Raw genomic sequence first — 26,429 nt, forward strand, 5'->3', positions numbered from 1 at the left:
CCGGTGCCGGCTGTCGCCTGCCGCGCTGACGTCAGCGGCGAGGTCCGGCCGCGACCGGGCCGTGCCGGTGTCGGGACGGGACGCCGTCCGGGGTCGACGCGTGCCGTCAGTGGACCAGTTCGGCGATCTGGCGCAGCTGCCGTGGGCTGCCCGAGACCAGCAGGCTGGTGATCACGGTCTCGCGCCACCGCTGCATCTCGTCCTTGATCTTCGCGGCCGGCCCGATCAGTGCGATGTCCTGCACCAGCGCGGTCGGCACCGCGGCGACGGCCGCCTGCTTGTCGCCCGCCAGGTACGCCTCGGTGATGAGGTCGCACTCCCGCTCGTACCCGAGGCGGGCGATGACGTCGCGGTGGAAGTTCGTCGACCTGGCTCCCATGCCGCCGACGTACAGGGCGACGAAGGGTCGGATCCGGTCGGCCGCCCGCTCCACGTCGTCGTCGACGACGATCGGCACCGTCGCGGCGACCTCGAACTCGTCCGGCGTGCGGCGGGCGCCCGGTCGGGCGAAGCCCTCGGCCAGCGCGGCCCGGTAGAAGCCGTCCGCCTTGGGGGAGAAGAACAGGGGCAGCCAGCCGTCGGCGATCTCGGCGGCCAACGCCACGTTCTTGGGTCCTTCGGCCGCCAGGTAGATCGGGAGGTCGGTGCGCAGCGGATGGACGGTGGACTTCAGGGGCTTGCCCAGGCCGGTGCCGCCGCGATGCGGAAGCTGATGGAAGTCGCCGTCGTACTGCACCGGGCCACTGCGGGCCAGGACGGCGCGGACGATGTCGATGTACTCGCGGGTGCGGGCCAGCGGCCGTGGGTACGGCTGGCCGTACCAGCCCTCCACGACCTGCGGGCCGGAGGCGCCGAGCCCGAGGATGAACCGACCGCCGGAGAGGTGGTCGAGGGTGAGCGCCGCCATCGCCGCGGCGGTCGGCGTGCGGGCCGACATCTGCATGATGTTGGTGCCCAGCCGCACCCGGGAGGTGCTGGCGCCCCACCAGGCGAGCGGGGTCAGGCAGTCCGACCCGTACGCCTCGGCGGCCCAGACCGAGTCGAAGCCGAGCCGGTCGGCCTCGGCGATGGCCTCCACGACGCCGGCGGGCGGGCCGGAGGACCAGTACCCGGTGGTGTATCCGAGCTTCATCGCACGACCTTTCGTGTCACGGGGCGATGCCGTCCGCGGTGAGGCCGGCGACGACCGCCTCGCTCAACGTGGTGACGGCGGACAGGGGGCGGACCATGACGGTGAACTCCTGGATCAGGCCGTCGTCGTCGAGCTGGAGCAGGTCGAGGCCGTGGATCTGCCGGCCCCGGACGGTCGCCCGGAAGATGAGGACGTGCGACTCGACCGGCCGGCCCGCCGTGCCGATCTCGACCTCACCGGCCAACTGGCCGACGTACCGGAAGTCCTCGAACGTACGCAGGAGCACGCCGAGGAGCCCGTGGACGGTCCGGGCCCCCTCGAGCGGCGTGAACTTCACCGGGCTGAAGAAGCGCACGTCCGGGCTGAACAGCCCGTCGAACGCGGCGAGATCGCCGGCCTCGACGGCGGCACGGAACCGCTCGACTGTCGTCACGACCGCCCCCTCTATAGTCAACGATAGGAGTAGTCATATCACTGACTATGGGGCGAGGGAAGTGGGAGGTGTGACCGATGGCGCTGCGCCACGCCGTGCTGGCGGCCCTGCTCGACGGCGAGTTCAGCGGCTACCAGCTGGCCAAGATCTTCGATGTGTCGCTGTCGAACTTCTGGTACGCGGTGCCCCAGCAGCTCTACGCCGAGCTGGCCAAGCTGGAGCGCGAGGGGCTGATCGTGGGCCGGCAGGTCATCCAGCGGGACCGGCCCAACAAGCGCCTGTTCACGGTCACCGACGCCGGCCTCGCGGAGCTGGCCGCGTTCACCGCGACGCCGTCGAAGCCGTCGTCCATCCGTGAGGACCTGCTCGTCATGGTCCAAGCCGTCGACCGGCTGGACCCGGGCCCGGTCATCGCCCAGCTCGAGGAGCGCGCGGTCACCGCGGCGGCGAAGGTGGAGATCTTCGACCAGATGCTCCGACGGCTGCGTGGCGAACTGGACGAGGAGACGTTCCTGCGCGAGGGCGACCGCATCGGGCCGTACCTGACGTGCCTGCGTGGCCGCCGGTTCGAGCAGGAGAACCGCGAGTGGTGCGAGCAGACCGCCGCGCTGCTGCGCGCCCGGGCGCCACTGCCGGGCTGACCCCGCCACCCCGTGCCGGCGCGCGGGACGGACCGCTGCCCGCCAGGTGCCGCAGCGGATGTCGGACGCCGCGCGGGTCGGCTGTCGGACAGGCCGCCTTGCACCGTGATGCCACCCTTGGCGCGGCCGGCGATCGACGCGGCCTCGACGACTGCCGGGAGCGTGGATGAAGATCGCCGTACGTGAGATCGCAAGCCTGGTGATCGGCACGATCGGCATCGTGCTGCTGGGTGCCGGGCTGAACCACGTGCTCGACATCGGCAGTTGCGCCTCGGGTGGGTCGTATGCCGTCGCACGTCCCTGCCCCGAGGGCACGGCGGTCTGGTTCTGGCTGGCGCTGACCGGTGCGCTGATGTGGATCCTGGGCATCATCGTGAGCGAGCAGAACTTCTCCGCACCGGGCGCCGGGCAGATCCTGTGGACGGCCGGCTTCGCCGGCGGCGGCGTCGCCCTGCTGGTCAAGGTGCTCGTCCAGCCGTCGATGCCGCCGGACGCGCGGCTCGGCGCGTCCATCGTGGCCGCGGTGTTCATTCCGATGGGCCTGGTCGTCGGGGTCGTCGGGCTCGTGCAACTCGTCCGGCAGCGGCGGACGACCGACGGTGCCCGCACCGGTGCCCCACGGCGTCGAGGCGCACCGACGGGTGCCGCGCCCGACCGCTGGTCACGATTCAAGGCCCTGAACGACCTGCGGAGCACCGGCGCGCTCACGCGCGAGGAGTTCGACGCGCTCAAGGCCGACCTGACCGGCGGCCGGCCGGGCGGTCGGCGGCAACCGGCGACCGACCGCGTCGCCCTGATCCGGCAACTGGCCGACAGGCGGGCCTCGGGAGCCCTGAGTGGGGACGAGTTCGAGGCCGGCAAGCGCAGCGTCCTGCGCGGTGAGCGAACCGACTCGCTCGACCGGTGACGTCGACGCCCGGCCGCCGGTCAGGCGGTGTCGACGATCCGGTTCTCCCAGGCCCAGGCGGCGATCTCGACGCGATTGCGCAGACCGAGCTTCGTCTGGATGGTCGACACGCGATCCGTCTCGGTCTCGGCGCGCTGGTCGCGGCGATCGGCCTATGGGGCGTCCAGCGGCGGGTCACCTAGGCGGTACCTCGTCGATCGGGACGACCGGGAACACCGCTCTCTCGGACGTCCACAGCCGGCCCTGCGCCACAGGCACGCGCGCCCGGCTCGCTCAGCGGAGGAGAGAAGGCACCGGTAAGAATCGGCCCCCCGGGCGCAGTACCTGGTGACGAGACACCTTCGGTGAAGGAGAAGGAGCCAGTGACGCATGCCGAACCAGACGAGCGGTTCACCGCCCTCTACCACGCGCACCACTCCCAGGTGTACGCGTACGCGGTGAGCCGGGCGGGACGCAAGCTCGCCGACGACGTGGTCGGGGAAACCTTCCTGGTGGCCTGGCGCAGGTGGGACGCCGTACCTGCCGTACCGCTGCCGTGGCTGCTGGGCGTGGCCCGCAATGTGATCCGCGAACGCTACCGCGACGACATCCGCCAGGCGAGCCTCGCCACCGAGCTGCGCGCGTGGGTCGTGGAGGCGGACGCCGACATCGCCGACAGCGTCGCCGAACGTGCAGCGATGCTGGCCGCGCTCGCGGGCCTCGCCGAGGACGACCGGGAGGTGTTGACGCTGACGGCGTGGCAGGGCCTGTCCGCCAAGGCTGCGGCCCGCGTCGTCGGCTGCTCGACCGCGACGTTCTTCGTACGCCTGCACCGGGCCCGCAGACGCCTGGAACAGGCCATGTCCGACGCCGTCGGGGTGGACCGTCACCGCCCCGTCCGCCTTCCCGATCAGGAGTACGCCCGATGAGTCACCGTGACACCCTGCACGCGCTGGCCGAGGCCCGTCCCCGCAGCCTCGACCCCTCCGGCCGGTCGGACCCCGCCCTGATCACGGCGCATCCCCGGCCCGAATCCAGCACCGGCACCGCGCGGCGGCCGGTGCGCCCGCTCGTGCTCGCGGGCGCGCTGCCCGCGGTGGCGCTCGCCGCGGCGGGCGCCATCCTGCTGAACAACGCGCCCGGGGCGCCCCTGGACCAGCCGGCGGTGTCGTCGCCCGCCCCGGTCGACGTGTCCGCCGACGCCGGCGGCCTGCTGCTGGTCGCCGCCGGACACAGCGAGTCCGCACCCGCCACCACCGGCCGCTACTGGGTGGTACGGGCCGAGCACGGCGAAGGCAGCCGGCGCGCGCAGGACGAGCGGTGGCTGGCCGCCGTGCCGGGCCTGCCCTCGGCCGCGTATGTCCGGCATGCCGACGGTGGCTCGTGGACCTCCCGGCCGATGCAGGGCCACACCGCGCAGAACAACTTCCTTCTCGCCGGTACGCCCCGTTCCGCGCGGGAACTGGCCACACTGCCGACCACCCCTGGGAAGCTCCAGGACAAGCTGCTCGCCTGGTACGCCGACACCGGCGCCACCGAGGGACGCGACCAGTTCCTGTTCCATTCCGGCGCCGCCCTCGTCCTCGACCTGCCGGTGTCCCCGCAGGTGCGCGCGGCGGCGTACCGAATGCTCGCGGCGATGCCCCGGGTGACGTCGCTGGGCCGGGTGACCGACCGGCTCGGCCGGACCGGCGTGGCCGTGGCGGTCACCCGTCGAGGCGACTTCGGCACGGCGCAGACCCGCCTGATCGTCGACCCCACGACCGGACAGGCACTGGCCCGGGAGACCTGGGTCGCGGACCGCCCGACGAGCTGGACCGCGGTGATCGCCGCGCGATGGTCCGACGACGGCCTGCCGGAGGCGTCCGCACTGCGGTGACAGCACCGAGCGCACACGTGGCGGTGCGGCCCGACCGGGCCGCACCGCCACGTCCCTGGTCGCGGTGTCCATCCTCGACAGCATGTCCGAGCCGGTTCGACAGGTCGGATCGGAGCCACCCGTCGACCGCGACGTTGGGGAGTACGGCCCCCTGGCCCCACGGTCCGGCGGGGGAGCGGCGCCCCCGGCAGCCCGGCGGGCCGCCAGGCAGAGGGTTTTCGTCACCCCGCAGCGATAGCCTGCCGTCATGGGGAGTGCCGAGCTGGATGAGTTGATCGTCGCGGACGCCGAGGCGCTGCGCGCGTGGTTGTCGGCCCACCACACCACGTCGCCCGGCGTCTGGCTCGCCCTGACCAGGAAGGGCGGCACGGTCACCACGTTGACCTGGCAGCAGGCGGTCGACGAGGCGCTGTGCTTCGGCTGGATCGACGGGCAGGCCCGTAAACGGGACGAGCAGACCTCCTGGATCCGGTTCACCCCACGCCGGCCCCGCAGCTCCTGGTCACGACGCAACGTCGCCCACGTGGCGCGGCTGGAGGCGCAGGGGCGGATGACGCCCTCCGGCCGCGCGGCGGTGGAGGCCGCGAAGGCGGACGGGCGGTGGGCCGCGGCCTACGCCCCGCCCTCGGAAGCGGAGGTGCCGGCCGACCTGCTCGCCGCCATCGCCGCCGACCCCGCCGCCCAGGCCATGTTCGACGTGCTCACCAAGACCAACCGGTTCGCGCTCATCCACCGCCTCAACGCCGTCAAACGGGCGCAGACCCGCGAGCGGAAGATCGGCGAATTCGTCGCCATGCTGGCCCGCCACGAGACGATCTACCCGCAGAAGGCCATGCCCCCGCGCTCGCCGTGACGACGCCGAGGGTCGACCCGGTGGGGGATCAGGGCAGTCCGGGCTAGGCGGCGAGGTAGCCGCCGCCCGCGTCGGACTGCACGGCCCGGGTGCGGTGGAACGGACCCTTGTCGACCTTCGCCACGGCGGCGGCCACCCCGGACGAGGCGGCCACGCCGCGGACCGCGCCGGCGCCGCCGTCGGTGAAGACCACCCAGGAGGTACGCCGTCTCAGGTCCGCCGAGAGCACCAGCACCCACGCGTCACCACCGGCGTACGGGGCGAGGCGGCGGCCCCCGAGGATGATCCGGGACCGGTCGGCGATCTGGTACGCCGACACCCCGCCGGCGTAGACCCGCCCCGACTCGTCCGCGGTGATCGCGTACGGCTTGATGGTGTTGCCCTTGTCGCCCTTGCTGTCGATCCGGCTGATCACCACCTGCCCGGCGAGATGGCGTCCGCTGGCCGGGTCGAGGCGGGCGAGGTAGGTGTAGTGCGCGTCGGACGTGTTGGACGCCTGGGTGAACATGTCGATCACGACGTTCGGCGCGGGCCGGGTCGGATCGGCGGCCGAGCGGGCGAAGATGCTGTTGCCACCGGCGGTCTCCCCGGCCAGGTAGAGCTTCCCGTCGCGGCCCATCGCCACCCGGTCGGCCCGGCTGTCCGCGCACAGGTCACCGAGCCGGTCGGCCGGATGGTCGTACGCGCGCCAGCGCAGTTTGCCGCGCCGGTCGTAGGCGTGCACGTAGGCGATCTGCACCGGCACGCACGGGCCGGACTGCACCTGCCGGAACCCGCTGACGAAGACCAGGCCGCTGCGGTCGTCGACGGCGACGTCGCTGACCGTACGCCCCTGCGGCCGGATGGTGGACAGCGTCGCGCCCGTCAGGTCGTACACGGTGACGGTCGTGCCGGCGAGCGCGGCGACCGTGCCGGCGGCCCCGACCGCGACGCGGCTCGCGCTCCTGCCGCGCTGCCAGCGGGCGGCGCCGGCCCGCGCGTCGAGCAGCCACACTCCCCGGTCGGTGGCGACCGCGATGTCGCCACCGTCGCGGCGGACCTCGAGGTCCGCCACGGTGCCGGCGAGCCGGGTGACGCCGAGCACCCGACGTCCCGCCCCGTCGAGGCGCACCACGGCACCCGCCCCGCCCCGGCCGAGGGTGGTCGTGGCGCCACCGGTCAGGCCGGTGAACCGTCCACCGACGACCAGCTCGCACGAGTTCGAGACGTCCACCGCGGTGGCGACGTCGTCGCCGTCGCGGCCGAGGTACGACGCGGCGGTCGGGTCCAGCGAGCTGGCGGACCTCGGCGCCGGCCGGGGATCGGGGCAGTCGACCGGTGTGGCCCTCGGCGACGCGGCGGTGGGCGCGGCGCTCGCGCCGGCCGGCGTGGGCGGGGCCGCACCCGGCCCGGCCCAGCGGGGAGCCTCGGCGGCCGGTTCCGCCTGACAGGCGGTCGTCAGCAGGGTCAGCACCGTGACCGTCGACAGCAACCGGCGGCGATGCGCAGTCGTGTGCACGGGGCTGGATGGTACAACGCGAGGTGCGCGTCGCCCGGATCCGACGGTCGACGCAACCGGCCGGTCGGCCGATCGATGAGTTTCGGGTCGTGCGGAGGTCAGAGCCTGCAGGACACCGGCAGACGTGACGCGCTCGTACCCGGAGGGGACGCATGGCAAAGCTCATCTACTCGATGATCACCTCGCTCGACGGCTACGCCGAGGCGGCGGAGGGCGACCTGGGCACCGGGGCCGCCGAGGATCCGGAGGTGCACACCTTCATCAACGATCTCTACCGCCCCGTCGGCACGTACCTCTACGGCCGGCGGATGTACGAGACGATGGTCTTCTGGGAGACCGCGCACACCGAGCCCGACCTGCCGCCGCACATCCTGCAGTACGCCCGCGACTGGCAGGCCGCGGAGAAGGTCGTGTACTCCACGACGCTGGAGTCGGTGTCCAGCGCGAAGACCCGGATCGAGCGGACCTTCGACCCGGACGCGGTGCGCAGGCTCAAGGCCGAGTCCGATCACGACCTCACCGTCGACGGCCCGAACCTCGCCTCCCAGGCGATCGCCGCCGGCCTGGTGGACGAGTACCACCTGTTCGTCACCACCAGCGTGGTCGGCGGCGGCAAGCGGTTCTTCCCCGACGGCGTGCGCCTCGACCTGCACCTGGTCGAGCAGCGGGCCTTCGACAGCGGACTGATCTACGCGCGCTACCGGACCCGCTGAGCCGCGCCGGGCGGTGAGCCGCGCCGGGCGGTGACACTGCCCGGGCGGCCCGCCGTCGGCTACGCGGTCGGCCCGACCTGCTCGCCGAGCGCCTGGCGCACACTGCGCGGCCGCATGTCGGTCCAGACCTCGTCGATGTGCGCCAGGCACTCCTGCTCGGTGCCGCGGAAGCCGGTCGGGTGCCAACCGGCGGGCACCTCGCGGTCCTCGGCCCAGATCGAGTACTGCTCCTCGTCGTTGACGACGACGAGGACGGCCGGCTCGGTGCTGCTCATACTCGCTGTACCTCTTTCTTCTCGGGTGCGGGCGTGTCGACGCGGTGACCGGGCACCGCGTCCCGGGCGGTGCCGTCCCGGCCGGTCGCCTGGCGCGCCTGTTGGATGATCTCCAGTCCGACCAGGTCGTCCGGTGGCGCATCGGCGACCTCGTGGTCGAAGCGGCGCAGGGTGCGGGTGCGCCGCGCCAGCACCACGATCAGCGCCATGACTCCGGCGAAGACCACGTACATCAGGGCCGTCCCGCGGCCCTCGCCGGTGCCCAGCAAACGGCCGGCGGTGCCCGCCAGCGGCCCGTCGTGGGCCATCAGCGGTTCGAAGAGCCCGCTGCCCACGGGCGCGACCACCCCGAAGCCCAGCGGCAGGGTCGACCACGAGATGACGGTGTTGAGCGCGAACACCCGGCCGTGGTAGCGCTGCGCGACCTTGACCTGCACGGTCGTGAAGTAGATGCCGTTCATGACGTTGAGGGCCAGGCTCATCGCGAAGGCGCCCGCGCCCACCACCCACAGACTGGGGCGTAGGCCGGGGATGACGCAGCAGACCGCCAGGACCATCGCCGCGGCCAGCATGCCGCGCATGCGCAGCCGGCGCGGGCCGCCCCACATGCCCATCAGCAGCCCACCGGCCACCGCCCCGAGCCCGCCGCAGACCGCCACCTGGCCGGCCTCGGCCATCCCCCCGAACGACATCGTCAACGGTGTCAGCAGGATGAACAGCGGCGACAGGAAGATGTTCAGCACGGCGAAGAACAGCAGCATCGCGCGCAACCCACGATGGTCCCAGGAGTACCGCAGGCCGGCCCGGATCTCCGCGGCCAGGCTCTCGCGCCGCTTCCACGCCGCCGTCGCGGGGAAGCGGACGAACGCGGTGACGGCGATCGCGACGGCGTACCCGGCGATGTCCAGCAGCAGGATGCCGCCGAGGCCGATTGTGGCCATCAGGGCGGTGGCCAGCAGGGGCGCCATCACGGCGGCGCCGCCGTTGATCATCTGGACGATGCCGTTGGCGTGTCCGAGGTAGTGCTTGGGCACGAGTTGGGGGATGGCCGAGCCGTAGGCCAGGCGTTGGAAGGTCAGCGCGACGGACAGCACGGTGATCAGCGCGTAGATGTGCGACACCTGGAGGTTCCCGGTGGCCAGCAGCAGACCGAGGGCGACCTGTGTGCCGCCGGCGGCGCAGTCGGCGGCGAGCAGCACCCGCTTGCGGCTGGTGCGGTCGACGATCGCGCCGGCGAGCGGGGCGATCAGCAACCCGGGCACCAGGCCCAGCACGGTGAACAGCGCGAACTGGGCCAGTGACCCGGTGGTCAGGTAGATCCAGATGGGGATGGCGAACTCGGTGAGCGCGGAGCCGGTGATGGAGACGAGCTGACCGGCGGCGACGGCGAGGAACCGGCCCATGCTCGGGGCGACCTCGGGTGTCGGCGTGGCGGGCGCCTGCGGCGCGCCGTCGCCCTCGTCGCGGTGGGAGGCGTCCGCGACCGTGCTGGACTCGCCCGCCAGCCACCAGGTGCGTCCCGGTCGGCGGGCGTGCCGCTCGGTGGCGGTCGGGTCGCCGAGCGCGGGGTGCACGGTGGTGACGATCTGCGCGAGTTCCTCGGCGCGGTACTTGAGGTAGAAGTGGCCGGCTTCGTCCAGCACGACCAGTGCTGCCCGGTGGCTGAGGAAGTGCCATTCCCGGAAGCGTTCGGAGGCGAACTCGGTGGCGGGGTCGCGGTCGCCGACCACCGAGACGACCGGTGCGGCGATCCGGTCGATGCCGTCGTGCAGCATGGCGCTGAACCGCTGCTCGGCGACGTCGCTGTCGCGGCGCATGTTGCGGATGACGCGGTGGGCCTGTTCCTGGTCCAGCTCGGCCATCTCCAGCCCCAGGCCGCGCAGCCAGTTCTCGTAGACCCGGTGGCCGGTCAGCCGCTCGCGCCGGGCCAGCCTGGACAGCAGTTGCATGGCGCGGCTGGTGGGCCGGGCGAACGGGAAGATGGCACCGATGTAGACGGCGTCGAGGGACCGTCCGGTCGCCTCCAACCGGCGGGCCAGTTCGACCGCGACGGCGCTGCCGATGCCGCAGTGCCCGTAGAGGGCGATCGGTCCGTCGATCCGGTCGAGGATCTCGGAGACGCACCGGTCGATCAGCTCGTCGAAGGGGAGCGGGTCCTCGTCGGCGCCGAGATCGTGCCCGGGGATGGTCACCGCGAACAGCCGGTGTCCGGCCGGCAGCGCGTCGGCCAGCGGCTGGTACACCACCGCGCTCCCACCGCCGTACGGCACGCAGACCAGGGTCAGGTCGGTGTGGGTGTCGGCGGCGGTGCGGGTCAGCTCGTTGAGCAGGTGCCGCGGCCGGTCGGGCCCGGCCTCGGCGAGGGCGGCCAGCTCCCGTACGGTCGGCTGCTGGAACAGGTCCATCACGCTGATCCCGGCGCCGACGCGGGTCCGCAGGTGGGCCACCACCTGGATGGCCAGCAGCGAATGCCCACCGAGGTCGAAGAAGTCGTCGTCGAGCCCGACCCGGTCGACGCCGAGCACGTTCTGCCAGACCTGGGCGATCGCCACCTCGGTCGGGGTCTGCGGCGCGGCCGAGGTGGCGGGAGCGACGCGTTGCGGCGCCGGCAGTGCGGCGCGGTCGAGTTTCCCGCTGGGGCCCAGGGGCAGCGCGTCGAGGTGGACGAAGGCGGTGGGCACCAGGTGGTCCGGCAGGCTGCGCTTGAGCGCGGCCCGCACGGCGGCGGGATCGTCTGGCTGTCCGGTGAGGTAGCCGACCAGCCGCTGGTCGCCGGGGCGGTCCTCGCGTACCACGACGGCGGCCTCGGCCACCCCGGGCAGCGCCGTCAACGCGGCCTCGATCTCACCGGGCTCGATCCGGATGCCGCGCAGCTTGATCTGGCGGTCGATGCGGCCGAGGAACTCCAGCGCGCCGTCCGGGCGGCGGCGGGCCAGGTCACCGGTGGCGTACATGCGCGAGCCCGGCGGGCCGTACGGGTCGGGCCGGAAGCTGCGCGCCGTCGCGGCCGGGCGGCCCAGGTAGCCGTGGGCGAGGCCGACGCCGGCGATGAACAGCTGACCGGGTACGCCCGCCGGCAGCATCCGGTGGTGCTCGTCCAGCACGTACAGGCTGATGTTCTGGATGGGGGTGCCGATCGGCAACCGGGCGACGCCGACGCCCTGCTCGGGTGGGCACGGCCAGGCCGACACGTCGACGGCGGCCTCGGTGGGACCGTAGAGGTTGTGCACCTCGACGGCGAGCCGCTCGTGCAGCCGGGCCGCCAGCGCCGGTGGCAGCTCCTCGCCGCTGCAGATGACCCGGCGCAGCGAGGTGCAGCGTTCGATGTCGGACTCGGTGAGGAACGCACCCAGCATCGACGGCACGAAGTGGGCGGTGGTGACGCGTTCGGTGGCGATGACGTCGCGCAGGTAGCCGGGGTCCTTGTGCCCGCCGGGGCGGGCCAGCACCAGACGTGCCCCGGCGATGAGCGGCCAGAAGAACTCCCACACCGACACGTCGAAGCTGGCCGGTGTCTTCTGCAGCACCGCGTCGTGCGCGCCGATCCGGTAGGTCTGCTGCATCCAGTGCAGCCGGTTGCAGATCGCCTGATGGCTGACGAGCGTGCCCTTGGGCAGGCCGGTGGAGCCGGAGGTGTAGATGGCGTACGCGCCGTCGTGCGGCCCGGCCAGCGGGATGGGATTGGTTCTCGGCTGGTCCCGCCACGCGTCCGGGTCGTCGAGGTGCAGCACCGTCGCCGCGTCCGGGTCGGGCGGGTCGAGCCGCCGCTGGGTCAGCAGCACCGCCGCACCCGAGTCGGCGAGCATGTACCGCAGCCGCTGGGGCGGATAGTCCGGATCCAGGGGCAGGTAGGCCGCACCGGACTTGAGCACGCCGACCAGCGCGGCGATCAGGTCCAGGGACCGTTCGGCGTGCACCGCGACGATCGTTCCCGGGCCCGCGCCGGCCCGGCGCAGCCGGTGGGCGATCCGGTTGGCGCGGGCGGCCAGCTCACCGCGGGTCAGTGCGCCCTCCGGGGCGGTGACCGCGATCTGCTCCGGCGCGTCGGCCAGCCCGGCCTCGATCAGGGCGGGCAGCGTGGCGTCCGGGGCCAGGTCGACGACCGGGCCGCGGCTCGCCGCGAGCGCCTCGGCCTGCGCGGGTTCGTCGAGCCAGGCCAGCCGGGACAGCGGCGTGTCCGGGTCCCGGCTCACCGCCGCCAGCAGTGCCCGGAAGGCGGTCGCCCACGCCTCGACGCCGGCCGGGTGGAACAGGTCCGGGTTGTAGATGAACTGGCAGTGCCAGCCGTCCGGGCCCTCGGTGACGTACAGCTCCAGCTCGAACCGGGTCGCCCAACTGCCGACCGGGTAGCCTTCCACCCGCAGCGCGGCCGGGTCGGGCACGGCCGGGCCGTAGTTCTGCAGCGCGAACAGGACCTGGAACACCGGCGGCCGGCTCACGTCGCGCGCCGGGTCCAGCGCGGTGACCAACTGCTCGAACGGCAGTTCCTGGTGGGCGAACGCGTCGAGGGTGCTGGCGCGCACCCGGTCCAGCAGCTGCGTGAAGCTCGGGTCGCCGTCGAGGTCGGCGCGCATGGCGAGGGTGTTGACGAAGACCCCGACGACGTCCTCGAGTTCCGGGCGGTGGCGGCCGGCCACCGGGGTGCCGACGGCGAAGTCCCGTTGACCGCTGAGCCGCGCGAGCAGCGTCTGGAACGCGGCCAGCAGCAGCATGTACGGCGTGGCCGCGTGGTCGTGGGCCAGTGCCGTGAGCCGTCGTACGGTCGAGGCGTCGACGCTCACCTGGTGCTGGGCGCCGGCGAAGGTCTGCTGCGCCGGGCGGGGCTTGTCGGTGACCAGGTGCAGCGCGGGCACGCCGGCCAGTCGCGGCACCCAGTACGCCAGGTCGCGCTGCGCCGACTCGCCGGTACGCGTGGCCCGCTGCCAGGCGGCGAAGTCGCCGTAGCGGACGGCCGGCTCCGGCTGCGGCGCCTGCCCGCCGACGAGCCCGAGCAGCTCACCGAGCAGCAGCTCCGCGGACCATCCGTCACAGGCCAGGTGGTGGACGGCGAGCACGAGGATGTGGTGTTCGGGCGCCAGCCGGATCAGCAGGCCCCGCAGCAGCGGCGCGTCGGCGGGATCCACCGGTCGGGCCAGCTCGTCGTCGACCAGGGCCTGCGCCTGCTGTTCACCGGTGGCCGACACCACTCGCAGCACCGGGTCGGCGTGCGCGGCGAGCACCGCCAGCGGACGGCCGTCGTCGGTGGCGGGGAAGCCGGTGCGCAGCGCCTCGTGCCGGGCGATGAGGTGGCCCAGCGCCTCGCGGACGGCGTGCGGGTCGAGTGGTCCACGGATGCGGCGCACCACGGGGATCGTGTACGCGCGGGTGCCCGGCGCGTACTGCTCCATGAACCACAGCCGCTCCTGCGGGTACGACAGCGGCGGGTCGGCCTCGGTGCGCCGGGGGATGGCCGGGCTGCCGGCGCGGGGCCTGCGGCGCAGGCGTTGGGCCAGCAGGGACTGCGCCTCGGCGGACAGCTGCTCAGTCATTCCCGACCTTTCCGGCAGCGACCGGCGCGTGGCCGTCCGCCGCTTGTTCGATGTCGGCCAGCACCAGGGCGGTGATCCGGGCGGCCAGCTGCGCCACCGTGCGGTGCTCGAAGAGCAGGCGCAGCGGCACCTCGACCTCGATCGCGTCGGCCAGCCGGGCGGCGACCCGCAGGGCGTGCAGGGAGTGCCCGCCGAGGGCGAAGAAGTCGTCGGACGCGCCGATCGTCGGGTGGCCCAGCACCTCGGACCAGACGTCGGCGACCAACTGCTCGGCGTCGTCGCGGGGCGGCACGTGGCCGGCGGCGTCGAGCGGGGCGGGCAGCGCCGTCCGGGCCAGTGCCGCCCGGTCGACCTTGCCGTTGCTCGTCAGGGGGAGTTGCGCGAGCGCGACGACGTGCGCGGGCACCAGTCGGTCGGGCAGCCGTGCGGTCAGCCGGGCCCGCAGCACACCGGGATCGGCCAGGTCGGCCACCACCCACGCGACGAGCGCCTGGTCGCGGACGGTGACGGCGGCTGCCCGTACCTCCGGCTCGGCCATCAGGTGGCGTTCCACCTCCGCCGGCTCGATCCGGTAGCCGCGGATCTTGACCTGGTCGTCGGTGCGGCCGAGGAAGTGCAGCATCCCGTCGGCGGTGCGGCGCACCCGGTCGCCGGTGGCGTAGAGGCGGGCGCCGGGCGGCCCGAACGGGTCGGGCACGAACCGGCGCGCGGTCTGGCCCGGGGCGCCGCGGTAGCCGCGGGCCAGGCCCGCGCCGCCGAGGTAGAGCTGGCCGGGCACGCCGGGCGGCACCGGCATCAGGTGGCGGTCCAGCACGTGCGCGTCGGTGTCGTCGAGCGGCAGTCCGATCGGCGGGTCGTCGTGGGCGTCGGTCACCTCGACGGCGGTGGCGATGACGGTGGCCTCGGTCGGTCCGTACGTGTTGACCAGCCGCACCCGGGGCCCCACGGCGCGCCGCCAGGCCGAGACGGCGGCGGCGTGCGCCGCCTCACCACCGATGATCAGCAGCCGCAGCGCCGGTGGCCAGCGGGTCGACTCCCGCATCGTCAGCTCGTGCCAGTAACTGGTGGGCAGGTCCAGCACGGTGAGGGTGGCGGCCAGCGGGGTGGACAGGAAGTCCGGCAGCAGCTCGCCGCGCTGCGGCCCGAGGACCACGGTGGCGCCGCCGGCCAGGGCGGGCAGGATCTCCTCGACGTGGGTGTCGAAGGAGAGCGAGGCGAACTGCAGCACCCGGTCGCCGGGGCCGAGCTGGTACTCGCGGGCCATCCAGCGCACCCGGGCCGCCACCGCCTGCCGGGTCAGCATGACGGCCTTGGGCGCGCCGGTCGAGCCGGAGGTGTGGCACAGGTAGGCCAGCTCCAGCGGGGGCACCGCCCGGTCGGGCGCGGGGCCGGCGGGGCCGGGCAGCTGCGTGATCCGACCGGCGTCGAGCAGCAGGGTGGCCCCGCTGCCGGCGATGAGCACGTCGTGGCGGGCCGGTGGGTCGGCCGGGTCGAGGCAGGTGTACGCGGCGCCGGCCCGCAGCACCGCGAGCAGTTCGACGACCAGCTGCGCGCCGCGTTCCCCACGGACCGCGACCGTCGTGCCCGGTCCGGCGCCGCACGCGCGCAACCGGATCGCCAACGCCTCGGTCCGTGCCGCCAGCGCGGCGTAGCTGACCTCGTCGTCGCCGTCGATCAGGGCGGTCGCGTCGGCGGTGGCGGCGGCCTGCGCCAGGATCAGGTCCATCACGTCCGGGGCGGGTTGCTCCGGTCGCCGGCCCCGCCCCGCCGCGACCAGCCGGGCCGACTCGTCCGGGGTCAGCATCGCCAGCCGCGTCACCCGCTGCTGCGGGGCGTGTGCCGCGGCGGTGAGCAGGCGGCCGAGCCGGTGGGCCAGCTGCTGCCCGGTCGCCTCGTCGCAGGTGCGCAGCTGGTGGCCCAGCAGCAGGCGCAGGCACCCGTCCGGCAGGTCGAGCGCCTCCAGCGTCACCGGTGTCTTGGCCTGCCGCAGTCCGGTGGCGACCGGCTGCGCGTGCAGGCCGTCGAAGGTCGCGGTGGGCGCGGCGGGGTTGTCCAGGACGAACAGCGCGTCGAACGGCGCGTTGGCGCCCAACTCCTCGAAGGGCAGGCCGGGGTGGGCGTACGCGGTGAACAGGTCGTTGCGGTTGCGGCGCAGCAGGTCCGCGAAGGTCGGGTCGTCGCCGAGGTCGGCGCGCAGCAGGACGGTGTTGCTCAGGTAACCGATCAGGGGCTCGAACTCGCTGCGGTCCCGGCCGGCCAGCGGCGCGGCCACGCACAGGTCGCGTTGGCCGCTGTGGCGTGCCAGCAGCACCTGGAAGGCGGTGAGGAGCACCAGGAACATCGTGGCGCGCTGGGCGCGGGCCAGCTCGCGCAGCGCGGGGACGACGTCCGCCGCGAGGGGCACCGGGTGGAACGCGCCCGCCGAGGCAGGCGCGTCGGTGTCGGTGGCCAACCCGGTCAGGTCCAGCCGCGCCGCGCCGGCCAGCCGGTCGCGCCAGAAGTCGCGGTCGGCTGCGGCGCGTTGCCGGGCGTACGCGGCGTAGTCCCGGTAACGGGCGGACAGCGTGGGCAGCGCCGGTGGACGCCCACCGCGCGCGGCGTTGTAGAGCTCGGTCAGCTCCGCACCGAGCACGGTGAGCGACCAGCCGTCTCCGGCGATGTGGTGCAGCACCAGGGAGAGCACGTGCTCGCCGGCGGCCAGGCGGTAGAGCGTGGCGCGCAGCGGAGCCGCCGCACTCAGGTCGAACGGCCGTTCCAGGTCCTGGCGTACCGCGGCATCGGCGGCGGACGGCGGGTCCGGCGTACCGCTGAGGTCCACCTCGTGCAGCGGCCAGCGTCCGACTGCCGCGACCAGACCCGTCGCCACCCCGTCGAGTTCGGTGTAGCGGGTGCGTAGCGGCTCGTGCCGGCGGGTCAGCTCCCGCAGCGCGTACGACAGCGCCGCCACGTCGACGTCGCCGCGCAGCCGCAGGGTGAAGAACATGTGGTAGGCGGTGTCCGTCGGGTCCAGCCGGTGCAGGAACCACAGCCGCTCCTGCGCGGGCGCCAGCGCGAACGGCTGCTCGGTGCCGGCGGTCACCGGGTGCCCTGCACGAACTGGCTGAGCCCGCGAATGGTCGGCGCGTCGAAGAACGCCGACAGCGGCAGGTCCACCTCCATCCGCTCGCGTACCCGGGCGGCGATCCTGGCCATGGTCAGCGAATGTCCGCCCAGGTCGAAGATGTCGTCGTCGGGACCGATCGAGGTACGTCCCAGCACCTCGCACCAGATGTCGTGCATCTGCGCGGCGGCGCCCACGTACTCGGGTGCGGGCGTCGCCGCCGGGGTGGCGGGTTCGGTGGGCAGCGCCGAGCGGTCCAGCTTGCCGTTGGGGGTCAGCGGCAGCGCCGGCAGCACCAGCACCACGGACGGCACCGCGTACCCGGGCAGCACCGTGGCGAGCCGGGCGCGTACCTGCTCGGGGTCGACGTCGCCGGTGACGTAGCCCAGCAGGCGATCGCCGTGCAGCGCGGCGGCGGCCTCGCGAACGCCGGGCGCGGCGCGCAGCGCTCCTTCCACCTCACCCAGCTCCAGCCGGTGGCCGCGCACCTTGACCTGCTGGTCGCCCCGGCCGAGGAACTCGAGGCCACCGTCGGCGCGGTAGCGCACCAGGTCGCCGGTGCGGTACATGCGGGAGCCGGGCGGGCCCCACGGGTCGGGCACGAACCGTTGCCCGGTCAGGCCGGGCCGGTGCAGGTAGCCCAGCGCGACACCGGCGCCACCGATGACCAGTTCGCCGGGCACGCCGATCGGGCAGAGGCCGCCGGACGGGTCGAGCACCCGCAGCCGGGTGCCGGGGATCGGCTCGCCCAGCGACACGTGCGCCGGCTCGGCGGGAACCTCCCAGCACGCCGACCAGATCGTGGTCTCGGTCGGGCCGTACATGTTGAACAGTCGCGCGGTGGCGCCGCGCAGCTGCCGGGCCAGCGGCAACGGCAGCGCTTCGCCGCCGACCAGCGCGGTCACCTCGGGCAGGTGGGGTGCGCCGGCCAGCAGCACCTGCCAGCCCGAGGGGGTCGCCTGGACGTGGGTGACCCGTTGCCGGCGGGCGAAGCCGACGACGGCTGCCCCGTCGCCGGTGGCGATCTCCTCGCCGCAGACGGCGACGCGGCCGCCGGTGGCCAGCGGCAGGTACATCTCCAGGCCGGAGATGTCGAACGACACCGAGGTCAGCGCCAGCCAGGCCGCGTCCGGGCCGGTGCCGCCGACCCGTGCGGCGGTGGCGTCGAGGAACGCGGTCAGGCAGGCGTGGCTGACCGCGACGCCCTTCGGACGGCCGGTGGAGCCCGACGTGTAGATGACGTACGCGGTGTGTCCGCCCTGCGGCGCGGGAGGCGTGGCGGTCGGCTCGGTGCCGGCCTCGTCGACGCGGACCGCGGGGGTGTCGGACTCCGCCGGCAACTGTGCCGCCGAGCGGGCGTCGACCAGCACGCACGCCGCGCCGGAGTCGCGCAGCGCCTGCGCGGTGCGTCCGGTCGTGTAGCGCGGGTCCAGCGGCACGTAGGCCGCGCCGGCACGCCAGACGCCCAGCAGCGCGGCGATCAGCATCGGGCCGCGGGGCAGGAAGACACCGACCACCCCGCCGGGGCGCACCCCGGCCGCCCGTAGCCGCGACGCCACCCGGTGGCTGTGTTCCGCCAGCTCGCCGTAGCTCCACTCGCCGCCGTCGAAGCAGACGGCGGGCGCCTGCGGCGAGCGGCGGGCCCGGTCGAGGAACCGGTCGAGGACCGTCGCCCCGGCCGTCGACGTCAGCGTGCCGCCGTCACCGCGCTCGCTCAGCAGCCGGCTCTCGGCGGGGGAGAGCATGTCGACCGCGCCGACCGGGGCGTCCGGCGCCGACAGCAGCCGGCGCAGCAGGGTCACGAACCGCTGGGCCAGCCGCTGCGCGGTGTCCGCGGTGAACAGGCCGGCCGAGTAGCTGACGTCCAGGCGGGCGCCGGCGGGGCCGCGCCAGATCTCCATCGCCAGGTCGCACTTGGCCTGCGCGTGGTCGATGTGGTACGTGGCGCCGTCGGCCGCGCCGAGCGAGAACGGCTGCGGCTGCTCGTACTGCAGGGAGAACATGGCCTGGTAGACGGGGGTACGGGAGCGGTCGCGCGACACGTCGAGTTCGGCCATCACCTCCGCGAACGGCAGCTGCTGATGGCTGAACGCGGACAGGCACCGGGCGCGCACCCGCTCGACGAGGGTGTGGAAGCTGGGAGTTCCGGCCAGGTCCGCCCGGATGGCGATGGTGGTGGCCAGACAGCCGATGACGCGTTCGAACTCGATCTGGTCGCGTCCGGCCACCGGGACGCCGACGCAGAAGTCGTCCTGGTTCGCGTGCCGGGCCAGCAGCACCTCGTACGCGGCGAGCAGGATCATGAAGGTCGTGCACCGGTGTCGCCGGGCGAAGGTGTCGACCTGCGTGAGCAGTTCGGCGGGCAGCTCCAGGCGGTGCAGGCCACCGGTGGTCGTACGGACGGCCGCGCGCGGCAGGTCGACGGGGAGTTGCAGGTCGGCGACCCCGGCCAGCTCCTCGGCCCAGAACTTCCTGGCCTGCTCGATGGAGTGTCGGCCGGTGTCGCCGCGCAGCGCCGCGACGTAGTCGCGGTGGGCCGGCTCCGCGGGGCGGGCCGGCGGCGTCGCCCCCTCGACGAATGCCTGGTACGCGGCGGCGATCTCGTCGCCGACGATGCGCATCGACAGCCCGTCGGCGGCGATGTGGTGGACCACGAGGCACAGGATGTGCTCCGCCTCGCCCAGCCGCAGCAGGGTGACCCGCAGCGGCGGCCCGGCGGCGAGGTCGAACGGTTCGCGGACGCGGTCGAGCACGAGCCGGTGCGCGGCCTGTTCGGCGTCGGCCTCGTCGATCTCGACGTGTTCCACCTCGACCGGCGCCGGTGCGGTCACGTCACCGACGGGTACGCCGTCGTGGTCGAGGTAGCGGGTGCGCAGCACCTCGTGGCGGGTGACGGTCGCCGCCAGGGCGCGCGCGAGCGCGTCGGCGTCGAGCGGGCCGCGGAGCCGGTGGACCCAGTAGATGTTGTAGGAGGCGTCGCCCGGGTCGAGCCGTTGCAGGAACCACATCCGTTCCTGCTGCGGGGAAAGGTCGATCACTGCGGGGCTCCCGGGGCGCCCGTGGTGGCGGCGGCCAGCTGGTCGTGGAAGGCGGCGGCCAGGTCGGTGGCGGTCCGTGCGGTGAAGGTGTGGTGGTTGTAGACGACCGCGGCGTGCATGCTGCCGTCCTGTTGTTCCTCGACGATGAGTTCCGGGGTGCTCAGGTCGTCCTCGCCGCCGGGGGTCGGCCAGTCGAGGTCCTCCTGCTCGCGGGGGACGGGGAACGCCGCGGAGCGCAGTCCCGGGAAGAACGGAGCGCCGCCCCAGCTCTCGTAGTGGATGCGGGCCGGGTAGGGCACCAGGGGCGCGGTCTCGTGGTAGGCGTGCAGCTGGTGGTTCGCCGCGTCGAGCGCGCTGTCGCGGACCCGGCCCAGCATGGTGCCGAAGTCGGGCGCGCCGGAGGTGTCCACGCGGATCAGCAGGGACTGCACGAGACAGCCGATCAGCGCGTCGTGCTCGGGTGCGATCCGGCCCGGCACCGGCGACATCAGCACGATGTCGGTCGCGCCGCTCCACCGCGACAGCGTCAGACTCCAGCAGGCCGCGACCGCCATGAAGGGCGTTCCGCCGTGGTGCTGGGCGGCGGCGCGCAGCCGCGCGGTGAGTGCGGCGTCGATGACGAACGGGTGGCGGCGTCGGGAGAACCGGTTGCCGGCACGCCGTCCGGGGAAGGGCGTCAGCGATCTCGGCGCGTCGTGCAGGACCCGTTTCCAGTGCTCCCGGTTCAGCTCCCACTGCCCGGCCGTGAAGGCGCAGTAGCCGGCGTAGTCCATGGCCAGTGGGCGTAGCGGCGGGGCACTGCCGGCGCGCAGCGCCGAGTGGAGCAGCCCGAGTTCGCGCAGCAGCACCCCGAGTGACCAGCCGTCGAAGACGAAGTGGTGCACGCTGAGGACCAGGACGGTGTCGTCGTGGTCGATGCGGATGACGAGTGCGCGGACCAGGGGGTCGCGGACCAGGTCGCCGACCCGGTTGCGTTCGGCGCGGGCCAGCTCGGTGGCCGCGGCGAGGCGCTGCTCGGTGGTGTCCCCGTCGGCGGTCACCACCTCGACGGTGGGTGGCAGGTGCTCGGCAGTGGACAGCGTGATGCCGCGCCCCGCCACTCGGGGCTCTGCCACGGTACGCAGTGGTTGATGGCGCGCGGTCACCAGTTCCAGGCAGCGGTGCAGCAGCTGCGCGTCGAACGGTTCGCGGATGCGGATCGCGGTGCAGATGGCGCCGGGGTCGCGGGCCGGTTCGGTCGCGAACATCCAGTCCAGGAACTCCCGTTGCTGCGTGCTCAGTGGCACGGTCGCCGGCTGTTCCTGGACGTGGGCGGTCGTGGTCGGCGGTGTCGCCGCGGAGGTGCGGGCGGCGGCGTCGATCCAGGCCGCCTGCCCGGCGAGCACCGGCCGGTCGAAGGCGAGCTTCGCGTCGGCGCGTACCCCGAAGACGCTGGTGACCTGGTTGGCCAGTTGGGTGGCGCGGAACGAGTCGCCGCCGAGGGCGAAGAAGTCGTCGTCGCGTGCGACCGCCGGCACCATCAGCAGCCGGCGCCAGATCGCGGCCAGCGTCGATTCGGTCGGGCTCGGGTCGGCGTCCGGCAGGCGGACCGGCTCGGCTGGTTGCGCAGGTGTCATCGTCATGGACTTGCCCCCGTGGCATTGATCGCCGGTGGTTCCGGCACGCCGGTCACCGACTCTGCGTCATCGCCCGAGGCTTGTGCAAGACCATGCTGAAAGATTCTGAAGCATCTTTCATCGGTGGATCCGGCGGTGTTAGTGTCCGGAGCCCACAGCCGATGCGAGGTCCGCAATGCCTGCTGCCCCACCCCTGACCGTGCCAGGTCTGCTGCGTGCCCGGGCCGAGCGGAACCCCGCACGGACGGCCATCATGGACAGTCGCGGCGGACGTCTGACCTTCGCCGACTGGCAGCGGGACGCCCAGGCCGTCGCCCACTCGTTGTCCCGCCGTGGCGTGCGGCGCGGTGATCGCGTCGCCTTGCTCTACGACGACGACTGGTGCGGGTACGCGGTCGCCTTCTGCGGCGTCGTCGCCACCGGCGCGGCGGCGGTGCCGGTGTCGGCGAGCCTGTCGCCGGTACAACTGCACGACCTGCTGCGCCGGGTCGGCGCGACCGCGGTGCTGCACCAGGATGGACGCCCGGTGCCGGACGGCGCCTGGTGGAGCGCCTGCGGCAGCGACCTGGCCGCCACCGCGACGTCCGTCCCCGGTGCAGAGCCCGACACGCCCGCGCCGGACGACGTGGCGCAGATCGTGTGCACGTCGGGCAGCACCGGCGAACCCAAGGACGTCGCCGCCAGCCACGCCAACCTGTGCCACGGCCAGGTGCTCGACCCCCGGCCGAGACGCTACGCGCACTCCCAGCTGATGGTGCACGCCTTCCCGATCGGGACCAACGCCGGGCAGATGATGCTGATCGAGGCGCTCACCGCCGCTCCCACCCTGCTGTGCGCGGGCCGCTTCGACGCCGACCGCTTCTGCGCCCTGATCGCGCGGCACGACGCGGGCACCGTCTTCCTGGTCCCGTCGATGGCGGCGGAACTGTTGCGCAGCCAGGCCCACCGGCGGCACGACCTGTCCTGCGTACGACTGCTCAGCTCGTCGGCCGCCGCGCTCCCGCCGGCCACCGCCCGTGGCCTGACCGAGGCGTTTCCGCAGGCCGTGCTGGTCAACTACTACACCTCGACCGAGGCGGTGCCGGCACAGATCAGCATGATCGTCGACCCCGGGCGACCGGAGGCGCTGGGCCGCCCGGTCAGCAGCCACGACCTGCGCATCACCGACGACCTGGGCCGGGAACTGCCGCCCGGGGAGGTGGGCGAGGTCTGGCTGCGCTCCGACGCCCCACCTCGCGCCTATCTGGGCGACCCGTCGGGCAGCGCGGCGGTGTTCCGCGACGGGTGGGTCCGGATGGGAGACCTGGGCCGGCTGGACTCCGACGGATTCCTGATCCTGGTCGACCGCGAATCCGACGTCATCAAGTCCGGCGCGCTGAAGGTCTCGACCCTGCGCATCGAGGCGGCGCTGCTGGAGCATCCGGCCGTCGCCGAGGCCGCCGCGGTCGGCGTGCCGCATCCGGTGATGGGCAGCGTGCCGGCGGCCGTGGTGCGGCTGGACCACCCGGTCGACCTGGACGAGGTCCGCGACTTCCTGTCCACCCGTTTGTCGCGGGCGGAGCTGCCGGTGCGGCTGCTCGTGGTGGACCACCTGCCCCGCAACGCCACCGGCAAGCCGATCAAGCCCGAGATCCGGCGGCTGCTCGAACCGCCGGTGCGCCGACAGCCACCGGCGCCGGCTCCCGCCGCCGCCGTCACCGACCCGTTCGGGCGGTCCTTCCTGGCCACGCTGACCACCGATCCCGCCGTCACGGAAGAGAGTCACGATGAACACCAGTGATCCGTACGGTGCGCCCGCGACGGCCGCCGAGAGCGGCATCTGGTTCACCGAACGCATGGGCGGGCTGGGCACCGTCTACTCGATGCCGTTCGCGATCACCTTCGACGGCCCGCTGGACGACGCCGCGCTGGCCGGCGCGATCCGCCAGGTGGTCGCCCGGCACCCGGTGCTGGCCGCCGCCTTCGTCGAGCGCGACGGGCTGCCGGTACGCGTGGCCGCCGCGACGCCGCCGCTGCTGACCACGGTGGACCTGCGGTTCGATCCGGGTCACGCGCCGGCGGTCGAGCGGGCGGAGATCGAGCGGCCCTTCGACCTCGCGCGCGGTCCGTTGCTGCGCTGCACCCTCATCCGGTTGGCCCCGCAGCGGGCCAGGCTGCTGGTCGTCGCCCATCACCTCGTCTTCGACGGTCAGTCGACCTCCATCTTCGTCGACGATCTGGCGGCCGCGTACGCCGGTGAGGTGCTGCCCACCCTCGACACCGCGCCTGACGAGGGGCCGGCGGAGCTGCTCCCCGGGGCGAAGCGGTTCTGGGCCCGACACCACACCGGCGGGACCGACGTGGTGCTGCCGGGCCTGCGCGGCACACCCGGGACGGCCGGGCCGGGCGAGGCCGTCACCTTCGACCTCGACGACAGCCTGTGGGCCGCGATCCGCGCGACCAGCCGCCGGCTCGGGCACACCACCTTCGTGATCACACTCGCCAGCTGGCTGCTGCTGTTGCGCCGCTACGGCAACGAGACGCCGGTGATCGGCGTCGACCTGGGCACCCGCTCACCCGCGCAGCGCCACCACATCGGCGCCCACGTCAACGAGTTGCCGGTCGCCCTGGCCGCGCGTCGTGGCGAGACGTTCGAGGACGTCACCACCCGGCTGGTCGCCGAGTTCGGCCTCCGCTCCGACGCCGACGGGCTCTACCGCTACCGGCAGGTGCCGCTGGCGCGCGCGGTCGGCGCGGTCCGGCCGGCGGTCGCCCTCGCCCCGGTCACGCTCGGCTACCGGCGACGGGAGGCCGCTGCCAAGTTCCCCGGGCTGGACACCGTCGTGGACTGGGCGCTGCCCAACCACACCAGCCGCGGCGCCCTCCGGATCCACATCGTCGACGGCCCGGAACAGCGGCGGGTGAGCCTGCAGTTCGACCCCGGCGTGGTGAGCCGCGACGACGTCGAGCGCGTCGCCCGCGACTGGCGGGAGCTGCTCCGCGCGGTGGCCGAGCACCCCGACACCCCGTGGCACGACCTGCCCTTCACCGGGCGTGAACAGTCGCCGGCCGGCGAGGCTGCGATCAGCGCACCACCGGTCACCCTGCCCCAACTGCTCGCCGAACAGATCGGCCGGACGCCCGACGCCGTCGCGGTCGAACACGGCCCGGTATCGCTCACCTACGCGCAGCTGGGCGCGGCGATCGACGCGCTGGCCCAGCGGCTGCGTGACGCCGGGATCGGCGCCGGGGCACTCGTGGCCCTGCTGGCCCGGCGCGGCGTCGACGCGCTGGTCGCTCAGCTCGCGGTCCTGCGCAGTGGTGCGGCCTACCTTCCGCTCGACCCTGACCACCCGTCGGCGAGGAACACCCGGATCCTCGCCGACGCGCGGCCGGATCTGGTGCTGACCAGCCACGAGTGCACGAGCGTGCTGCCGGCCGTCGACGGGGCGCCGATCCTGCTGTGGGACTCGGGGAGTTCACCGGCCGGCGGCTTCACGCCGGGGCGCCCGGCGCACCCGGGTGAGTGCGCCTACGTGCTGTACACCTCCGGGTCCACCGGCCAGCCCAAGGGTGTGCAGGTGGAGCACCGCTCGCTGGCCAACCTGTTGCGGGACTTCCGCGACCGGCTCGGCTCGGGCCCCGGGCACCGCTGGCTCGCCCTCACCGCGCTGACCTTCGACATCGCCGCCCTGGAGCTGTATCTGCCGCTCATCAGCGGCGGCACCGTGGTGATCGCGCCCCCTGAGGTCGCCCGCGACGGACACCAGATCGCCCGGTTGGTCGCCGACCGGGGCGTCACCCACGTCCAGGCGACCCCGTCCGGCTGGCAGTTGATGCTCGACGGTGGCCTGGCCGTCGACGGCATCACGGCACTGACCGGCGGTGAGGCGCTCACCGAGCCGCTGGCGCAGCGCCTCGCCGGGCGTGCCGCACGACTGCTCAACGTGTACGGCCCCACCGAGACGACGATCTGGTCCACCGTCGCCGAGTTGCCGGACGCCGGTCAGGGGGCGATCGGCCGCCCGATCGCCCACACCACCGTGCACGTCCTGGACGAGTGGGGCGATCCGGTGCCGCCGGGCCTGCTCGGAGAGCTGTGGATCGGCGGGGTCGGGCTGGCCCGCGGCTACCTCGGCCGGCCCGGACTCACCGCCGACCGGTTCCGCCCCGACCCGTTCGGCCCGCCCGGAGCACGGCTCTACCGCACCGGAGACCTGGTACGCCGGCGAGACGACGGTGTCCTGGAGTTCGCCGGCAGGCGCGACGAGCAGGTCAAGCTGCGTGGGCACCGGATCGAACTGGGCGAGATCGAGGCGCGGCTGCTGGAGCACCCGCAGGTGGCCCGCGCGGCGGTGGTGAGCGTGGGCGAGGCCGGGGAGCAGCGGCTGGTCGCCTACGTGGTGCCCACGGCGACGCCACCGTCGCCACACTCCCTCCGGGAGCACCTGGCCGGCGCGCTGCCGGCGATCATGGTGCCGGCCGTCATCGCGCTGATCGATGCCCTGCCCCTCAACACCAGCGGCAAGATCGACCGCGTCGCCCTGCGCGCCCGCCCCGTCGTCGCCGCCAACCCCGACGCCGGGGTCCCGCAGGGTGACACCCCCACCGCCGCCGGGCCGGTGCGCGAGATCCAGCAGATCTGGTCCGACGTGCTCGGGACCACCGCGATCGGCATCCACGACGACCTGTTCGACCTGGGCGGGCACTCGCTGACCGTGGCGCAGATATCGGCGCGGATCCGTGCCCGGCTGGGTGTCGAACTACCCCTGCACGTCATGTACGACAGGCCCACCATCGCCGGGATGGCCGAGGAGGTGGCCGGCGCGCTGCGGGGCACACGGCTCTGACAGAGCGC

General features: G+C 73.7%; 16 protein-coding genes. 8 read left to right on the top strand and 8 right to left on the bottom strand.

Going from position 1 to position 26,429, the window contains the following annotated elements; genetic code table 11:
• Positions 1–106 precede the first annotated feature (106 nt).
• Both GA0070614_RS28630 and GA0070614_RS28635 read right to left on the bottom strand, forming a co-directional pair.
• Complete coding sequence (locus tag GA0070614_RS28630) at positions 107–1,132, bottom strand: LLM class F420-dependent oxidoreductase (RefSeq protein ID WP_088978862.1); 1,026 nt, start codon at positions 1,130–1,132, stop codon at positions 107–109.
• A 16-nt stretch (positions 1,133–1,148) separates the two neighbouring features.
• Positions 1,149–1,565 carry a nuclear transport factor 2 family protein gene (locus GA0070614_RS28635; protein ID WP_088978863.1) on the bottom strand — a complete coding sequence of 139 codons (417 nt, stop codon included), beginning with the start codon at positions 1,563–1,565 and terminating at the stop codon, positions 1,149–1,151.
• Between the two features lie 77 nt (positions 1,566–1,642).
• Between GA0070614_RS28635 and GA0070614_RS28640 the strand changes: the two genes are divergently transcribed.
• The 5 genes from GA0070614_RS28640 (at position 1,643) to GA0070614_RS28660 (ending at position 5,824) form a co-directional block, all read left to right on the top strand.
• Positions 1,643–2,206 (top strand): PadR family transcriptional regulator, encoded by a 564-nt coding sequence (locus GA0070614_RS28640; RefSeq protein ID WP_088978864.1) that lies wholly within the window; start codon positions 1,643–1,645, stop codon positions 2,204–2,206.
• Positions 2,207–2,372: 166 nt separating this feature from the next.
• Entirely contained in the window at positions 2,373–3,113 is a 741-nt protein-coding gene (locus GA0070614_RS28645; protein WP_088978865.1) for an SHOCT domain-containing protein, read from the top strand.
• Between the two features lie 362 nt (positions 3,114–3,475).
• Positions 3,476–4,021 carry an RNA polymerase sigma factor gene (locus tag GA0070614_RS28650; RefSeq protein WP_088978866.1) on the top strand — a complete coding sequence of 182 codons (546 nt, stop codon included), beginning with the start codon at positions 3,476–3,478 and terminating at the stop codon, positions 4,019–4,021.
• Positions 4,018–4,971, top strand: a complete 954-nt coding sequence (locus tag GA0070614_RS28655) for a CU044_5270 family protein (protein ID WP_088978867.1) — start codon at positions 4,018–4,020, stop codon at positions 4,969–4,971. The genes GA0070614_RS28650 and GA0070614_RS28655 overlap by 4 nt, the downstream gene beginning before the upstream one ends.
• 247 nt (positions 4,972–5,218) lie before the next feature.
• Positions 5,219–5,824 carry a YdeI/OmpD-associated family protein gene (locus tag GA0070614_RS28660; protein ID WP_088978868.1) on the top strand — a complete coding sequence of 202 codons (606 nt, stop codon included), beginning with the start codon at positions 5,219–5,221 and terminating at the stop codon, positions 5,822–5,824.
• Between the two features lie 43 nt (positions 5,825–5,867).
• Here the strand turns inward: GA0070614_RS28660 and GA0070614_RS28665 are convergent, their stop codons facing one another.
• Entirely contained in the window at positions 5,868–7,322 is a 1,455-nt protein-coding gene (locus GA0070614_RS28665) for a hypothetical protein (protein WP_157745113.1), read from the bottom strand.
• Between the two features lie 152 nt (positions 7,323–7,474).
• Between GA0070614_RS28665 and GA0070614_RS28670 the strand changes: the two genes are divergently transcribed.
• Positions 7,475–8,035 (top strand): dihydrofolate reductase family protein, encoded by a 561-nt coding sequence (locus tag GA0070614_RS28670; protein ID WP_088978870.1) that lies wholly within the window; start codon positions 7,475–7,477, stop codon positions 8,033–8,035.
• A gap of 59 nt (positions 8,036–8,094) precedes the next feature.
• Here GA0070614_RS28670 and GA0070614_RS28675 read toward each other — a convergent pair whose 3' ends face one another.
• The 5 genes from GA0070614_RS28675 to GA0070614_RS28695 are packed head-to-tail and all read right to left on the bottom strand — an operon-like array spanning position 8,095 to position 21,598.
• Entirely contained in the window at positions 8,095–8,310 is a 216-nt protein-coding gene (locus GA0070614_RS28675) for an MbtH family protein (RefSeq protein WP_088978871.1), read from the bottom strand.
• Entirely contained in the window at positions 8,307–13,838 is a 5,532-nt protein-coding gene (locus tag GA0070614_RS28680; RefSeq protein ID WP_088978872.1) for a non-ribosomal peptide synthetase/MFS transporter, read from the bottom strand. Before GA0070614_RS28680 ends, GA0070614_RS28675 begins: the two co-directional genes overlap by 4 nt.
• Positions 13,831–16,917, bottom strand: coding sequence for a non-ribosomal peptide synthetase (locus GA0070614_RS28685; RefSeq protein ID WP_088978873.1), 3,087 nt, complete (start codon positions 16,915–16,917; stop codon positions 13,831–13,833). Before GA0070614_RS28685 ends, GA0070614_RS28680 begins: the two co-directional genes overlap by 8 nt.
• Positions 16,914–19,976, bottom strand: coding sequence for a non-ribosomal peptide synthetase (locus GA0070614_RS28690; RefSeq protein WP_157745114.1), 3,063 nt, complete (start codon positions 19,974–19,976; stop codon positions 16,914–16,916). The genes GA0070614_RS28685 and GA0070614_RS28690 overlap by 4 nt, the downstream gene beginning before the upstream one ends.
• Positions 19,973–21,598 carry a condensation domain-containing protein gene (locus GA0070614_RS28695; RefSeq protein ID WP_088978875.1) on the bottom strand — a complete coding sequence of 542 codons (1,626 nt, stop codon included), beginning with the start codon at positions 21,596–21,598 and terminating at the stop codon, positions 19,973–19,975. Before GA0070614_RS28695 ends, GA0070614_RS28690 begins: the two co-directional genes overlap by 4 nt.
• A 169-nt stretch (positions 21,599–21,767) precedes the next feature.
• On the opposite strand from GA0070614_RS28695, the gene GA0070614_RS28700 reads away from it, so the two are divergent.
• Both GA0070614_RS28700 and GA0070614_RS28705 read left to right on the top strand, forming a co-directional pair.
• On the top strand, positions 21,768–23,372 hold the full coding sequence (locus GA0070614_RS28700; protein ID WP_088978876.1) for a class I adenylate-forming enzyme family protein: 1,605 nt from the start codon (positions 21,768–21,770) through the stop codon (positions 23,370–23,372).
• A complete protein-coding gene (locus GA0070614_RS28705) occupies positions 23,359–26,421 on the top strand; it encodes a non-ribosomal peptide synthetase (RefSeq protein ID WP_088978877.1) in 3,063 nt (1,020 codons plus the stop codon). The genes GA0070614_RS28700 and GA0070614_RS28705 overlap by 14 nt, the downstream gene beginning before the upstream one ends.
• Positions 26,422–26,429 lie beyond the last annotated feature (8 nt).

The organism is Micromonospora coxensis, assembly GCF_900090295.1.
GTDB classification, from domain to species: Bacteria; Actinomycetota; Actinomycetes; order Mycobacteriales; family Micromonosporaceae; genus Micromonospora; species Micromonospora coxensis.

What these genes read in the sequence shown, in the direction of transcription:
- GA0070614_RS28660 (WP_088978868.1), top strand. Translation starts at nt 5,219, where the DNA reads ATGGGGAGTGCCGAGCTGGATGAGTTGATCGTCGCGGACGCCGAGGCG.
- GA0070614_RS28640 (WP_088978864.1), top strand. Translation starts at nt 1,643, where the DNA reads ATGGCGCTGCGCCACGCCGTGCTGGCGGCCCTGCTCGACGGCGAGTTC.
- GA0070614_RS28680 (WP_088978872.1), bottom strand. Translation starts at nt 13,838, where the DNA reads ATGACTGAGCAGCTGTCCGCCGAGGCGCAGTCCCTGCTGGCCCAACGC.
- GA0070614_RS28700 (WP_088978876.1), top strand. Translation starts at nt 21,768, where the DNA reads ATGCCTGCTGCCCCACCCCTGACCGTGCCAGGTCTGCTGCGTGCCCGG.
- GA0070614_RS28645 (WP_088978865.1), top strand. Translation starts at nt 2,373, where the DNA reads ATGAAGATCGCCGTACGTGAGATCGCAAGCCTGGTGATCGGCACGATC.
- GA0070614_RS28705 (WP_088978877.1), top strand. Translation starts at nt 23,359, where the DNA reads ATGAACACCAGTGATCCGTACGGTGCGCCCGCGACGGCCGCCGAGAGC.
- GA0070614_RS28695 (WP_088978875.1), bottom strand. Translation starts at nt 21,598, where the DNA reads ATGACGATGACACCTGCGCAACCAGCCGAGCCGGTCCGCCTGCCGGAC.
- GA0070614_RS28630 (WP_088978862.1), bottom strand. Translation starts at nt 1,132, where the DNA reads ATGAAGCTCGGATACACCACCGGGTACTGGTCCTCCGGCCCGCCCGCC.
- GA0070614_RS28655 (WP_088978867.1), top strand. Translation starts at nt 4,018, where the DNA reads ATGAGTCACCGTGACACCCTGCACGCGCTGGCCGAGGCCCGTCCCCGC.
- GA0070614_RS28675 (WP_088978871.1), bottom strand. Translation starts at nt 8,310, where the DNA reads ATGAGCAGCACCGAGCCGGCCGTCCTCGTCGTCGTCAACGACGAGGAG.
- GA0070614_RS28670 (WP_088978870.1), top strand. Translation starts at nt 7,475, where the DNA reads ATGGCAAAGCTCATCTACTCGATGATCACCTCGCTCGACGGCTACGCC.